The organism is Desulfofarcimen acetoxidans DSM 771 (assembly GCF_000024205.1).
GTDB lineage: Bacteria > Bacillota > Desulfotomaculia > Desulfotomaculales > Desulfofarciminaceae > Desulfofarcimen > Desulfofarcimen acetoxidans.
Window position 1 is genome coordinate 1447436 of the sequence record NC_013216.1, and the last position, 16214, is coordinate 1463649.

4 protein-coding genes are annotated in these 16214 nt (G+C 51.6%); all 4 read left to right on the forward strand.

Annotated elements, in window-relative coordinates; translation table 11 throughout:
* Positions 1-45 precede the first annotated feature (45 nt).
* Genes DTOX_RS06885 through DTOX_RS06900 form a run of 4 tightly spaced genes read left to right on the forward strand, consistent with a single transcriptional unit; the run spans position 46 to position 16079 of the window.
* The gene (locus DTOX_RS06885) at positions 46-2883 is read left to right on the forward strand and encodes a DEAD/DEAH box helicase (RefSeq protein ID WP_015757006.1); all 2838 of its coding nucleotides are present in this window, start codon (positions 46-48) and stop codon (positions 2881-2883) included.
* Positions 2884-2885: 2 nt separating this feature from the next.
* Positions 2886-7559: an Eco57I restriction-modification methylase domain-containing protein gene (locus DTOX_RS06890; protein ID WP_015757007.1), complete on the forward strand. Its 4674-nt coding sequence runs from the start codon at positions 2886-2888 to the stop codon at positions 7557-7559.
* Positions 7556-13966 carry a DEAD/DEAH box helicase gene (locus DTOX_RS06895; RefSeq protein ID WP_015757008.1) on the forward strand — a complete coding sequence of 2137 codons (6411 nt, stop codon included), beginning with the start codon at positions 7556-7558 and terminating at the stop codon, positions 13964-13966. The genes DTOX_RS06890 and DTOX_RS06895 overlap by 4 nt, the downstream gene beginning before the upstream one ends.
* Positions 13959-16079: a UvrD-helicase domain-containing protein gene (locus tag DTOX_RS06900; RefSeq protein WP_015757009.1), complete on the forward strand. Its 2121-nt coding sequence runs from the start codon at positions 13959-13961 to the stop codon at positions 16077-16079. The genes DTOX_RS06895 and DTOX_RS06900 overlap by 8 nt, the downstream gene beginning before the upstream one ends.
* Positions 16080-16214 lie beyond the last annotated feature (135 nt).

Below are 16214 nucleotides of genomic sequence, written 5' to 3' on the forward strand. Positions count from 1 at the left end.
CTAAGGACAAATAATATCATTTATATTGTTTTTGGTGGTGTGTAAATGACACTGCAATTAATCAATAACTATGCCCCCGGAGCCCGTGTAGAAATCCGGGGTGAAGAGTGGCTAGTTCGCCGGAGGGATACGACCTTTTCCGGCGGGTACGCGCTGGCCTGCACCGGCCTCTCAGAACTTGTGCGCGATGTAGAAGCGACCTTTCTTACCGAAGCAGAAGAAATCCGGGCGCTTCGACCTGAAGAGACCATCTTGGTACAGGATGACTCGCCGCAGTATCGCCGCTCTATTCTATATATCGAGAGTTTGCTGCAAAAGACGGCACCGACAGACGGTAACCTGTACGTCGGACAACGGGCCGCCATGAATGCAGTACCGTACCAGTTGGACCCGGCCCTGCAGGCACTCGCCCGCCCGCGGCAGCGCATTTTGATCGCGGATGCTGTCGGTCTGGGAAAAACGCTGGAAGCAGGAGTTCTCATAAGCGAACTGATTCTGCGCGGTAAAGGCAAGCGTATTTTAGTCCTAACTGTAAAAAGCATGCTAACCCAGTTCCAGAAGGAGATGTGGAGCCGTTTCACTATTCCCCTGGTCCGTCTCGACTCAGCCGGGATTAACCGGGTACGCAGCAAGATCCCCAGCAACCAGAACCCTTTTTACTATTACGACAAGACAATTATTTCTATCGATACTCTGAAGCGTGACAGGGAATACAGGTGCTATCTGGAGGTTGCTTACTGGGACATTATCGTTATAGATGAAGCTCATAACGTGGCGGAAAGGGGCACCAACTCGTTGCGCTCTAAACTGGCTAAATTATTAGCCTCCCGCTCTGACACGCTGATTCTTCTCTCAGCTACACCACACGACGGCAGTGCGGAGAGTTTTGCCTCGCTCATGAACATGCTGGATCCCACGGCCATTGCTAATCCCAAAAGCTATGGCCCTGAGGACATTAAGCAGCTCTATATCCGCCGCTTCAAGAAAGACATTCAGTCCCAGGTGGATAATGCTTTTAAAGTTCGCACGGTTCATAATTATCCCTGCCCGGTGACTCAGTGGGAGGAAGCCGTGTTTGATCTATTTGCGGAAATGAAATTCGAGATGCTGGATGACCGGCGTTCTGCCGGGCAGCTTTTCAAGACCACGCTGGAAAAGGCTCTCCTTTCCAGTCCTGCGGCTTGCCTGCAAACAATCGGAGCCCGCCTGCGCCGCCTGGCCAAGGATTCCGGTCCGGCTGCGGAGCGGGACAGGCAGTCGTTGGAGCAGTTACAAGCCGCGCTGGAAACGGTTACAGTGTCACACTTTGGCAAGTATCTGTCTCTTGTGCAATTGCTGAAAAGTGCTGCCTTTGGTTGGACAGGTCAGGATACCACGGATCGCCTGGTTATTTTCACGGAACGAATTGAAACCCTGCGCTTCCTGGAGCGTCAACTTCCTGCTGATCTGGGACTACCTCAGGATGCTGTGGCCGTTCTCTACGGTGAGATGGGGGACGGGGAGCAGCAGGCTGTGGTGGAATCTTTCGGACAGGAAAACTCACCGGTTCGCCTGCTTATTGCTTCTGACGTGGCCTCGGAAGGGATTAATCTCCACTTTTTGTCGCACCGTCTGATTCATTTTGACATTCCCTGGTCTCTGATGACCTTTCAACAGCGGAACGGCCGTATTGATCGCTACGGTCAGGAGTGTACCCCGGAGATCTATTATCTTGTCACGGAGACAAGTAATCCGAAAATCCGTGGCGATGTGCGGATTTTAGAGGTCTTAATCCAGAAAGACCTGCAGGCGATGCAGAATATAGGTGACCCTTCTGCCATTATGGGGGTGTATGACGAAGAAAAAGAAACGGCTATTACTGCTGCGGCAATTGAGCGGGAAATGTCTGCCGATGACTTTGATCAGCAGCTTAAGCCGCAGTTTGATGATCTCCTGGAGCTATTTCTTAATTCAGCCCAGCAGAATGTTCCCAAACAGCCGGGGGAGCAGGTGCAGCGGCAGCGGGTTTCACTTTATGCCGGCGAGTTTGAATTTTTGCAGGATGCACTGCAGTATCTGAACAGCTTGCAACCCCTGCAATATGATGTGGATACAAGGCGGCGTGAAATCAAAATGACCGCCCCGCCGGATTTGGCCCACCGCTTTCAATATTTACCGGATGAGATTTACCCTGAACACGGGCGGTTTGTTCTTTCAGCCCGGAGTGAAACTATGGACGTGGAAATCCGTCGCAGCCGGAAAGATGCCCGGACCTGGCCCGCCGTTCATTATCTGTGGCCGCTTCACCCGGTCCTGGAGTGGGTGTCGGATAAAGTAAACTCCTCGCTGAGAAGGCAGGAGGCGCCTGTTCTGCTTTTGCCGGAATTACCAGGGCAAGAGACAATTTTTCTTATCTCCGGGCTGGTTCCCAATCGTAAAGGGCACCCTCTGATTCATGAGTGGTTTGGAGTACTCTTTGATGGTCATAAATACAAGGAGATCATATCCCTGGAGGAAGTAATCCGGCGCACAGGGTTGGGGAAAAAGGTTATACCCAATACTGGGCAGGGTCTGGATTTGGCTTCACTCCGGTCACTGTTGGGCCAGTCAATTAACCAGGCACATATCTACCTGACAAACAAGCTAAAGGAATTTACAGAGCGTACACTACCGGAGATTAACAGGCAGCTTGAGGCTCTCGCGCTTTTAAAAGGCAGCCGTATGCAGCAACTGGAATTTGATTTTGGCAGTGACTCAGGTACAATGGCACTTCGCCGCAAAGAAGCCAAGCAGAGGGAAGCGGAGAAGGTCTTTGCGGAATATCAGGATTGGTTACGTGATACCATGACAGCCGAGAATATTCCCTATATCCAGGTGGCTGCCGTGTTCAAAGGAGGCCGGTAATTATGCCTGTTGATCTGACCGGCATCAGGATTGAGAATGAATTTTACAGCCAGCACTATCTGGCCGCAATATTTGAAAACGATCTGGGAACCTGGAGGACAGCCCTGGCCCACCAGGCAGATCGCCAGCCCTATGAGAGTTTGAGGGTCTTGTCCCGTGATTTCAACCGTATGCGCGAAGAGTGGCGGCGATCCCGTCGCTCCGAACTGCGATTGGGCGGCCAGCGGGAGTTTTTGGAGTCTTTTTTGACAGTATTGGGCTATCTGGTACACGACATTTTATATGTTGAAACAGACACCGGCCACCGGTTGCCCTTTTATGCGGAAATCAAGCATGCTAACGGTGCTGCCAGGCTGTGGATTGCCGAGGCTTTTGATATTGAGGATGAGGGAGCCGATTTGCTGGATTTGCCTCTGCATCCGTCCCAGTTTGCAGAGGGTGAGCTTGAACCGGATGGCGGGGAAACTTGGGCAGATTATGCGGGTATGATTTTTTCCCAAGACGAGCCGCCGCGCTGGTTAATCCTGGCCGGGCACACACAGCTTGTGCTGCTGGACAGGGAGAAATGGAATGCCAAGCGGCTTATGCGCTTTGACCTGGCAGAGATTTATTCCCGCCGGGAAACCACAACCTTCCAGGCTATGGCTGCTTTTTTGGCCGCAGATAGCCTGTGCCCAGCGGAAGGGGAGTCTTTGCTGGACGCATGGGACGAGAATTCTCACCGGCATGCTTTTGCCGTTTCCGAGGATCTCAAATATTCCCTGCGCGAGGCTATCGAACTCCTGGCTAACGAAGCTGTCTACTCGCAATTGCAAGCTCACAGGGGCGTGTACGGACGGCAGTTGGCAGAACAACTAAGCCGCGAGTGCCTGCGGTTTATGTACCGGATACTGTTTTTGCTGTATGTGGAATCCCGGCCTGAACTGGAATATGTGCCGGTAAATTCACAAACATATTTTTCGGGTTACAGCCTGGAAAGCCTGCGTAATCTGGAGATGGTGCAGCTTACTACTGAGGAAGCCCGCAACGGTACTTATATCCATGAAACGTTGAAGACCCTTTTTGCAATGATCTACCAGGGCTTTCCTCATATTGATAAGAACGCAGGTCTTTTTGCACAAGGCCCCGGCACTGATTATGGTTTTGTCATCGCGCCTCTGGCGGCGCACCTGTTTGACCCGAATCTGACCAAGCTTCTGAACAAGGTCAAGATCAGAAACTTTGTTATGCAGAAAATAATCAGGCTGATGTCTCTTTCCCGCAAGGGCCGGGGTGGACTGAGAGGACGGATCTCCTATGCACAGTTGGGCATCATCCAGTTGGGTGCCGTGTACGAGTCACTTCTCAGTTACCGGGGGTTTTTCGCGGAAGAAGATTTGTACGAGGTCAAAAAAGCCGGCAGCAACCCGACTGAACTTGATACTGCCTACTTTGTCACCGAAAAACAGTTGGCACAGTACGAGGAAAACGAGCGTGTGTATGAAGCCGGTGGAGCCAGGTTGAAAAAACACCAGGAAGGTAAGTTTATCTACCGCATGGCCGGGCGTGACCGCCAGAGATCGGCATCCTATTACACTCCGGAAGTTTTAACCAGATGTCTGGTCAAATATGCCCTGAAAGAGCTGCTGGAGGGTAAGACGGCGGATGAGATTCTGACTTTAACTGTCTGCGAACCGGCTATGGGCAGCGCGGCCTTCCTCAATGAGGCAGTCAATCAATTGGCAGAAGCTTACCTGGAACGCAGGGAGGAAGAGACCGGAGAGGTTGTTCAGCACCAGGAGCGGGCCAGGGAATTGCAGAAAGTGAAGATGTTTATAGCTGACCGCAACGTCTACGGAGTGGATTTAAACCCTGTGGCAGTGGAACTGGCGGAGGTGTCGCTCTGGCTGAATACTATCTATAAGGGTGCTTATGTTCCCTGGTTCGGCAATCAACTGCGCTGTGGCAATTCCCTGGTAGGTGCACGGCGGCAGGTCTTTGCCGCTCATCTTTTGCAGCCTGAAAAACGCGATGATCCGGTTTGGTTGAAGCAAGTTCCCTCCCGTGTGCTACCCGGTACCGGTAGGGAGCAGGGAAGGATCTATCATTTTTTGACCCCTGACAAAGGAATGGTCAATTACACTGACAAGATAATTAAAGAGCTGCGTCTTGAAAAAATAAAAGCAACTAAGGAATGGCTGAAAGGTATGAAAAAGCCTTTCAAACAGAGTGAAGTGCAGACTTTACAGCGGCTTTCGGACTGTATCGATGTGCTCTGGGAGCAGCACACCGGGCACTTGCGGGAAGTGCAGCGTCGCACACAGGATGCTTTGAGCGTTTTTGGCCATGACGAGGAGGAGGTCAGCCCGCTGCCTAACCAGATGAAAGACCGTATTTTCCGTGAGGAGGTTCTTTCAGAGGGCTTGCGCAGGTCGAGCCCTTACTTGAGATTGAAAATGGTTATGGATTACTGGTGTGCCCTGTGGTTTTGGCCCGTTGAAGCAGCAGAAGAACTGCCCACACGTTCGGAATGGCTTATGGATCTATCGCTCATCCTGGAAGGCAATATCTATGATTCCGAGGAGAAAGGACAGTTATCGCTCTTTCCTGAGACCCTGCCCAAGCAGATGGCGTTAAATTTCTTTGCCCGTGAGGGAGTGGATCTGGCAAGTCTGTGTGAGCAATCGCCGCGTCTGAAGTTGGTGCGAGAACTGGCTGAACGATATCGCTTTATGCACTGGGAGTTGGAGTTTGCCAATATCTTTGCTGACCGTGGAGGTTTTGACTTGGTGCTGGGGAACCCGCCCTGGATTAAGGTGGAATGGGAAGAGGGTGATGTTCTCGGTGACGGGGATCCGTTGCTGGTGATTCGCAAAATGAGTGCAACTGAGATGTCGCGGCGGCGTGCTGATATGCTGGCCCGGCAAAAAAGCCTAGAATGGCAGTATCTTGCTGCCTATGAGGAGGCAACCGGTACTAAGAATTTCCTTAATGCCTGGGTGAATTATCCGCTGTTGCAGGGGGTTCAAACCAACCTGTACAAGTGCTTTTTGCCACAGGCGTGGATGGTTTTAAATGCTCGCGGGGTGTCTGGGTTTGTGCATCCTGAGGGTGTCTATGACGATGCGCGCGGCGGAGTTTTGCGGCAGGAAATATATTACCGGTTGCGTTATCATTTTGGCTTTTATAATGAACTGATGCTTTTTTCAGGAATTGATCACCATAATCAGTATGGAATCAATATTCACAGTAATGACATGGCCGGGAAAGTTAGTTTTCAAACTATTTCAAATTTATATGTACCGAAAACTGTTGACCAGTGTTTCGAGAATGATGGTACCGGTTTAGTAACAGGCATAAAAAACGATAAGGGAAAATGGAATACAAGAGGTCATTTTAAACGAATTATTCATGTTTCAGAAGAGGAACTTGCCTTGTTTGCTTCTTTATATGACGAGGAAGGAACTCCCGTGTTACAAGCCAGGATGCCCGGTTTGCATGCGGCGAGTCAATTAAGCGTTTTGTATCGGATATCTGAATATCCACATAAGATTCGTGATAAATCGGGTGAAATTTATTCTACAGAATTTTGGCATGAAACGAATGCTCAAAATGACAGAATAATTCGCCGTGAAACCAGGTTTCCCGATATACTATCCGAGTTGATCCTAAATGGCCCACATATTAATGTTGCGACACCGTTTTTTAAAACACCTCGAAGTATTTGTGAATTTAACGGGGATTATGATCCAATTGACCTGACAGGAATTACTGATAATTATCTCCCTCGTTCAAATTACGTTTCTGCTTGTACTGAAGAAGAATACCGTAATCGCATACCAAGTATTACGTGGGATGGCAGTAATGTGATAGAACACTATAGACTGGCTCTTAGGAATATGCTTTCTCAGTCTGGATCTAGGACTATAGTTTCTGCAATTATAGCCAAAGGAGTAGCTCATATTCATGGCATTGTTTCTGTTACTTTTGAGGATAAATCAATTCTATTGAGTACTGCTGCTGTAACACAATCCCTGATCGGTGATTTCTATATTAAGACAACTGGTCGTAGTTATCTTTATACCACATGGATGAACTTACCTCAAATTGATTTGACTAACGATGTAATAGTTCGTATTCTTGGGCTTAATTGCCTTACAACTCACTATGCCGATTTATGGTGTGACTGCTGGCAGCAAGAATTCCTCCAAGATCGTTGGACTAAAGAAGATCCAAGACTTGACAACACCTTCTTCAGTAACCTTACACAGGATTGGCAGCGGCAGTGTGCACTACGCACAGACTATACCCGCAGGCAAGCGCTGCTCGAACTGGATGTGTTGGTAGCCCGGGCGGTAGGTTTGACCCTGGAAGAGCTCTGCACAATCTACCGGCTGCAGTTCCCGGTGTTCCGCAGTTATGAAGATGATACCTGGTATGACCGGACGGGCCGCATTGTCTTTACGCCAAACAAGGGGCTGCCCGGAATCGGGCTGAACCGTCCCAGCTGGGAGAGCATCAAAGACTGGACTGAAAGCGAATATTCCGTTACCGTCCAGGATGATACAGTTCCCGGCGGCCCGCATGAGCGCACAATAACCTATGCAGCACCGTTTGACTGCTGTAACCGTGAGGAAGATTACCGTACGGCCTGGGAAGAATTTGAGCGGCGCGGGGAAGGAGTGAACCGGAGATGATTCCATCCGTACTGGCAAGACAGGTGAGGCAGGGAGTGGAGGACTTCCTGCGCACCACCTTTCCCACCTCCACGCCATATTTCAGCGGTATGCTGGAGAGGTTTCTGGTGCGGGAAAAAGAGCTGTTCCAGGGCCCGTACCTTACCATCCGGCTGCCCTTTCGCAAGGGTACCGGTAACCGGAACCGTTTTACCGGAATTCCCCTGCCCTATACGCCTTATCTGCACCAGGAAAAGGCTTTTGACCGGCTTTCCGGTGATTTTGCCCGGTCAACTCTGGTAGCCACCGGAACCAGTTCGGGTAAGACCGAGTGCTTTTTGTTTCCTGTCCTGGATCACTGTCTGCAGCACGCGGGAACTTCAGGTATTAAGGCTATTTTTATTTACCCGATGAATGCTCTGGCAACTGATCAGGCTATCCGTATTGCCAGATTAATCCACGATATACCTGCACTGCGCGATAATAAAATTACTGCCGGTCTCTATGTGGGTGAGAGTGAGCAGAATCCGTCCAGGGTAATGCTGCGGGACAGTGTGATCACGGATAAGCTTACCCTGCGCAAAAGTCCACCGGACATTCTTTTGACCAACTATAAGATGCTGGATTACTTGCTTATCCGTCCTGAAGACCGGGAATTGTGGCGGGGTAACAGCCCGCATACCTTGAAGTACCTGGTAGTGGATGAACTTCATACTTTCGACGGTGCTCAAGGAACAGATTTGGCCTGCCTGATCCGCCGGCTCAAAGCCCGGCTGGATATTTCGGCGGGCTGCCTGTGTTGTGTGGGAACCTCCGCCACACTGGGCGATGACAGTTCTTTTAGTGAACTTACCGGTTATGCGGCTCAACTTTTTGGCGAAGAGTTTGAGCGGGAAGCGGTTATCACAGAGGATCGCCTGAGTGCAGCCGAGTTTTTGGCCAGCAGTTTTATAGAATCCATGTCTGTGCCTGACTTTAGCAGCCTGGAAAAACTTGACCCGGAGAGGTATGAGAGTGAAGGGGAATACTTGCGTAGCCAGATTGCCCTGTGGTTTGACTGGCAGCTTGCGGATGCTGAAATGCAGCAGCCGGACTGGCAGGTCAAACTGGCGGAGCGGTTAAAAGGACATTACCTGTTTCAAAATATCATGAAACAAGTGGACAGCAAAATTCTCAGTTATGAAGAAGTGCTGCAGCAGATGGAGCGTTTTTTGCCGGAGCGGGGTGAGAGAGGGAGTAGGTACCGGGAACTGCTGCTCACCGGCCTGCTGGCTTTGATTGCGGCCTCATGTATCTGGCAGGAGGAAACTCCTGAAGATGCAAGCCGGCGGGAAGCAGAGGGCGGCTCAAGGCCCTGGCGGCCTTTCCTGCAGCTGCAGGTGAATTTCTGGCTGCGGGAACTTGTACGCATGGTAGGCACTGTGATCAAGCCGGCCGAAAATGACGGTGAGCCATTTCTGCCGGAACTCCATTTTTCCGATGATCTTAAGCATGAACAGCTTCGCCGCTCCCTGCCGGTAATCCATTGCCGGGAGTGTTGGGCTACCGGTTGGGTATCGGTGAAGAAAAGTGAAGGTCTGTATGATTCCGTTGCCCTGGAGGATTTAAAAGCCTTTTATGTGCTGTTTTTTGCCAAACACCCGGATGTTGCTTATCTTTTTCCGGTTGAGAATGAGGAGCAAGTTCAAGGTCAGCACTACCTGCTCTGCAGCCGCTGCTTGACTTTATCCGACCCGCGGTTTCAAGAGAGTTGTGCAGCTTGCGGCAGCCGGGAGGTTATACCGGTATTTATGCCAAATATGCTGGAGAGTTCAGCTTCCGGGCAGGTACATATTACGGAAGATTGCCCCTTCTGCGGCAGCAAGAAGAGCCTGACCATTTTAGGCTACCGGAGTGCCGGGCTTTCCAGCGTGATGATCTCTCAGGTTTTTGCTTCTCCGCACAACGATGATAAGAAACTCCTGGCTTTCTCGGATTCTGTGCAGGATGCCGCCCACCGGGCCGGTTTCTTTTCAGCGAGAACCTATCGTTTCAATCTCAGGACGGCCCTCCAGTGTTTTGTGCAGGACGGGGGGAGCGGACTGGCTCTGGATGACTTTACCGGGGGCTTTGCGGCCTACTGGCAGAACAGAATGACACCGGAGGAGTTTATCACTACCTTCCTGCCGCCGGATAAAATCTGGTTTAACGATTACCAGGAGATGCTTCGCACGGGCAGGCTGAAGCCAGGATCCACGCTGCTTGCCGATGTGACTAAACGGTTGGTCTGGGAAATTCATTCCGAGTATGGTTTGAATGCCCGCATTGGCCGAACCCTGGAGAAGTCAGGCTGTTCTGTCTTAATGCCCGATTCTGACAGGCTGGCCGGGGTGATTAAGGTTATTCAGGAACGGATTGCCGGTGAAATAGAGGCCTTGAGATCTGCAGATATGGTTAAAACCACCTGGCTGGTAGCCGGTTTGTGGCTGCGTCTGAAAAATAACGGGGCTATTGACCAGTGGATGCTGGATTCATATATTCAAAATTTCGGGTCACCCTGGCACTTGGGCAATTTGCTCAAGTGGCTGCCCACGGCCGGGCCCGGTACCCGTTTGCCTGCCTTCTTTTCCGAGACTGTAACCCGTAAGAGCCGCTTTGACACACTGCACCGGAGCCACGGGTCCACCTGGTATGAACGCTGGTATGACAAGTGTTTGGGGTCAACTTATGTCCTGTACGCCACACTGATCGACGAGGTATTCAGGATTGTCCTTGCGGAAATGGCCGCTGCTGGGCTTTTAGTGCAGCGGGAGGTTCAGGGCAGGAAGGTTTGGGGTTTAAACCCGGTGCACAGCCTTGTGAGTGACCAAGTGGCGCAGCTCCGCTGCCGGGAGTGTGGGCATGTGATGGCGGTAGCCCTTGCTTTTCTGCCCAATATGGAGGGGTCACCTTGTACCCGTGCCGGTTGTGCCGGTGAGTACAGTTATGACAGGGAGTTGTCCGGCAAGGTTAACTACTACGGGCATCTCTATTCTTCCGGGCAGGTGCAGAGGGTATTTGCCAAAGAGCATACTGGCTTACTTAAACGCGAAGATCGTGAAAAGGTGGAGCAGGAATTTAAGTCTGGCATTACCACGCGCAAACCCTGGTTTTCCAATCTCCTTTCTTGTACGCCGACACTGGAGATGGGTATTGACATTGGCGATCTTTCTTCGCTGATTCTCTGTTCGGTACCGCCGGGACAGGCTCAGTATACCCAGCGCATAGGTCGTGCCGGACGCCGTGACGGTAACGCCTTTCATGCTACTGTGGCCAATGCGAAGCCGCACGACCTGCACTTTTTCCTGGAGCCCCAGGAGATGATGCAGGGAGGTGTTCCCACGCCGGGGATTTATCTCAATGCTCCGGCAGTTCTAGAAAGGCAGCTTACAGCTTATTGCCTGGATCAGTGGGTTAATACCGGAATTCCGGTTACTGCTATCCCGCGCAAATTAGGGCAGGTATTAGCGGCATGGAAAAGCAAGGACAGAAGTACACGCTTTCCGGTAAACTTTCTGACCTATGTGCATGAAAACAGTGCTGCCCTGTTGGCAGGTTTTATCGCGCTATTTGATGATGTTCTGGAGTTGTCTACTGTAGACCGCTTGCGTGTTTTTCTGCAGGGTGAAGCAGGCGACAGTGATCTGAGATACAGGGTGGCCGAACGGTTGGAGGAAATCCTCAAGGAATTGGATGTCTTGAATAAAAAAGTGACCAAACTGGGGAGCCAGATCAAGGCCAATCGTGCCAAACCGCGTGATGTGGAAACGGAAAGCGAGTTAAAAGAACTGCTCAGTGAAAAAGAAGCGTTACAGAGTGTTATCAGCAAGATCAGGGAATGTGACACATTTAACTTTTTTACCGACGAGGGGCTGTTGCCCAACTATGCTTTTCCGGAATCGGGAGTTACTCTGCGCTCAATAATCTGGCGCCGCCGGGAAACTGTGACGGAAGGCCAAAGCACTTACGAAAACTTTATTTATGATTATGAGCGGGGAGCTTCAGCCGCGATGCGGGAACTGGCACCGGCCAGCACCTTTTATGCCGGCGGGCGCAGAGTGGTGGTGGATAGGCTGGATCTGGGCATCTCCGAATTGGAGAAGTGGCGGTTCTGTCCTAATTGCACTCATGCCGTCCGCGAGGGTTTGGAACCACCCGGCGGGTCCTGTCGCTCTTGCGGAGATACCAGGTGGGCGGATGCCTGGCAGGTGCGCCAGATTCTGAGGTTGCGCCAGGTTTATGCAACTACTGAGGACAAGGTCAGTTATATTACTGACAGCAGCGATAACCGGGAGACGACTTTCTTCAACCAGGCCTTTCTGGTTGAGGTTGGGCCAGGGCAGGTGCAGGAGTCCTATGCACTGGCAGGCAGTGATGTTCCCTTTGGCTACGAGTATATTGCCAGGGCCACCTTCCGGGATGTAAATCTGGGTTTGGCCGAGGATCTTACCGGCGGGTTTATGATTGCCGGGAATACCTACCGCAGTAAAGGCTTTGAGGTATGTCCCCACTGCGGTATGGTTAAATTGCCGGGTAAGGAAATTCGCCATCTTCCCTCCTGCAAAACCCGCCGGCAGTCAACGGAAGACAAGCTGACGGAATTTGTCTGCCTGTACCGGGAAATGGCCTCGGAAGCTGTTCGTGTTTTGCTGCCGGTCCTACAATGGGGTGATGATATCCAGGTTGCACTTTTTTCTATTGTGGCAGCCCTGCAGTTGGGCCTGGAGCGGGTGTTTCAGGGCAGTGTTGACCACCTGAGTACGACCTTGCAGGAGGAGCCTGTACCCGGTGCCTCTTACCGCAGGCAGTACCTTGTCATCTATGACCGGGTTCCCGGGGGAACAGGATATCTCAAACAGCTGATGCAGGAGGAAACCTCTTTAATGAGAGTACTGACCGAGGCACTGGAAATCCTGGAGCAGTGCTCCTGTAAGGATGTGCCGGAAAAGGACGGGTGCTACCGCTGCCTTTACAGCTACAAAAGCAGTTCCCGGATGAACAATATCTCGCGCCGTATTGCTATAAAGCTGCTGGCAGGAATTGTTGCGGAAAAGGACAAGCTGCAGAAAGTTGAGGATCTGGGCAGCGTGAAGATGAACCCGCTTTTTGACAGTGAGCTGGAGCGGCGTTTTATTGAGACACTGGAGCGCTATCACTGGGGTGGTGCCGGTGTGCAGGTGAGCAAAGATATTGTCAACGGCAAGCCGGGGTATGTTTTGACCGTAGATGGGAGAGTCTGGCTAATCGAACCGCAGGTCAACCTCGACCAGGCGGACGGTGTCTCGCTGCCTTGCCGGGCTGATTTCCTACTCCGGCCCGCCCGTTCTTCGGAACAGGTGCTGCCCATAGCTGTGTTTACGGATGGTTACGCCTTTCATAACCGGCGTGTGGGAAAGGATATGGCCCAGCGTATGGCAATTGCGGTCAGCGGGCGTTTTCAGGTTTGGTCCTTGAGTTACAAGGATGTTGAACATCATTACGGTGCCGGTCAGGGTGATTATTACCTGGACGGTTTACGCCCGGAGGTTCTTTTAAACGGTGCGATGCTGGCACCGGTCTGGCAGAGATTTTTCACGCGGCCTTTTGCCCGGATGGAGCGGCAGGACAGCTTTACAATGCTGGCACGTTATCTCAAAGATCCCGACAGTGCTGCCTGGAGCAGGGGTGCACTGGCTTATTTGCTGGCTTCCGTCAATCCACAGGATGCTGAGGATTTAACTGACTGGCAGGAGCAGGTGCAGAGTTTACTGCCGGCCGGTGCCGGTAATTTGCTCCCTGAGGAAGGAAAATTCTACGGAAAAATTGTCCTGCAGAGAGCCAGGGATGTGCCCGGGATCACCGTTTATGCGGCGGCAACTCCGGCAGCAATTCAGCATGCCGACGCTGTGGAAGCCTTTATCCTCTTGCAACTGCATGACCTGACCGGGGAACAGGGGGCTGATAACGAAGCTGTGTGGAATGGTTTTCTGCGGTTGTACAATCTATTTCACTTCCTACCCAATGCTCTGGCTGTAACCAATGAGGGATTGGAGCAGCATGAATATGACGGCATTTGTTTCAGGGGGAAAAGCGCCCCGGCAGCCGGGCTGGAAGTTATGGTTACGGAAGATTGGGCTGCGGTGAGAGACCTTGTGGCTGCTGAAGTTCACCCTCTGCTGGAACTTCTGGCTGCTGACGGTTGTGAGGTACCGGAGGCCGGTCTGGAAATCCAGAGCGGGGGACGGGTTGTGGCAGTGGCCGAACTAGCCTGGGAAGACCGGCGCATTGCTGTTCTGGAAGAGGAATATCTGCTGCTGGTTGATAAACTGACTTCTGAGGGATGGCGGGTTTTTGCCCTGTCTGAATTAACGGCGTTGGAAACAATCCCTTTAGATTTTCAATCAGTATTAAGGAGGGATAGGCTTGAGTAATCGTATAACTGTAGCCATTGCTGCGGATTTTTTAAGCTGTTTTTCTCGTATTCCACGCAAAGAACAAGATAAAGTGGCCGAGTTTATTAATAAATTTCGCACTAATCCCACTTCTTCCGGCATTAACTATGAGAAAATCAAGGGAGCCAGGGATCCTGACTTTCGATCAGTGCGGATCAGTGGTTCCTACCGGGGAATTATTAAAAAGCCGGAGCAGGGGAATGTCTATTTGCTGCTCTGGGTGGATACGCATGATGAAGCTTATGCCTGGGCTGAGCGTAAGAAATGCAAGATTAACCCGGAAACAGGAAGTATTCAGGTCTATGATGTCTGGGACAGCCCGCAGGAGACCGGTCAGGCAGCGGGGGAAGTCCGGCAGCCCGGACTGTTTTCCGGCATCAGCGACCGCCACCTGCTGAAACTGGGTGTTCCCAAAGAGTTGCTGCCGCTGGTAAAGTCCCTGCGTAATGGTGAGGAACTGGAGGAAACTGCGGGCAGGTTGCCCCAGGAGGCTTTTGAGGCCCTCTTTTTCCTGTCCTGCGGTTATTCTCTGGAGGAAGTCCTGCAAAGCCAGGAAACAGAGGCGGACAAGCAGGTGGACGAAAACGATTTTCTGGCGGCACTGGCTGATTTGAATTCTCAACGCCGCTTTATGGTAGTGGAAGAGGATGAGGAATTGCACGCCATGTTGAAGGCGCCTCTGGAAAAGTGGCGCGTGTTTCTCCATCCTGCCCAGCGCAAGCTGGTGGAGCAGAACTGGAACGGCCCGGTTCGTGTGCTCGGTGGGGCGGGTACGGGAAAGACTGTGGCAGCGATTCACCGGGCTCGCTATCTGGCGGAAAATGTGTATACGGGGAGTAAAGATCGCATTCTGTTCACCACTTTTACCCGCAACCTGGCGGCGGATATAAAAGATCAACTGCGCAGGATCTGTTCACCCGGGACAATGGCCAGGATTGAGGTTGTCAATCTGGACCGCTGGGTGGCTGGTTTTTTGAAGCAAAACGGTATTGCAGCCACACTTCTGGTTAACGGCGAGGAAGCAAGATCATACTGGAGGAAGGCTCTGACAATGGCTCCGGTTGAGCTTGGTTTTTCGGATGAGTTCTACCTGGAAGAATGGGAGAGTGTGATTCAACCCCAGGAAGTTAGCAGTAGGGAAGAATACTTGAAGGCTTCCCGGCTGGGACGGGGAACCCGTGTTGATCGCAAGGTGAGAGCCGCCATCTGGCCGGTATTTGAGGAGTATCGTTTGCTGCTACAGTCGGCGGGCAAGCGGGAACCGGCAGATGCGATGAGGGACGCACGTATTCTCATCGAAAGAGGGTATCAGATCCCGGAATATAAGGCTGTCATTGTGGATGAGGCTCAGGATATGAGTGTGCAGGCAATGCGGCTGCTCAGGGCGGTTGCCGGGGAGGAGAGGGAGAACGACTTATTCATAGTGGGTGATGCACACCAGCGCATCTACCGGCACAAGGTTGTTTTGTCCAAGTGCGGGATTAATGTTCGGGGCCGGAGTAGAAAGCTGCGCATAAATTACCGGACGACTGATGAGATTCGCAAGTGGTCGGTGGCGATTCTTAATGATCTGCCGATCGATGATCTGGACGGGGAATTGGATGACCAGAAGGGTTACAAGTCTCTGCTGCACGGCCATCCTCCGGTTATCCGGGTGTTTGCCTCAGAGGATGAGGAGATTGGATTTATCGTTAATTATCTTCAGCATTTGGGGCAGGAGAACTGGCGCGACACCTGCCTGGTAGTCAGGACGGGCAAGCTGCTGGAGGCTTATAAGGGTTTGCTTGAAGCTGCGGGACTTCCGGTATTTCAGATCAACCCGCATAATTCCGATGATAGGGCAGCGGAAGGCATCCGGCTTGCTACTATGCACCGGGTCAAGGGGTTGGAATTTGAGTTTATGATCCTTGCTTCGGTTAATGATAATGTGGTGCCGCTGCCTGTGAGCGGTGCGGTATCGGGTGATCAGGTGGTCAGGGAAGAACATGAAATCAGGGAGCGGGCACTGCTTTATGTGGCGGCGACTAGGGCTAAGAGAGAGGTTGTGATTACCTGCTGCGGGAAGCCCAGCCCCTTTATCTTGTTAATATAATAATCCGTTATTTATCGCATGGTGTTTTTTATAGAGGTCGGTAAAAAGCTGATAGAGAATAATGCAATCATCTTTAATGCTAAGCTCTAATTCTAGTCCCGGTTTGTATGTGTCCACCGGTACCGAGTAACGGTT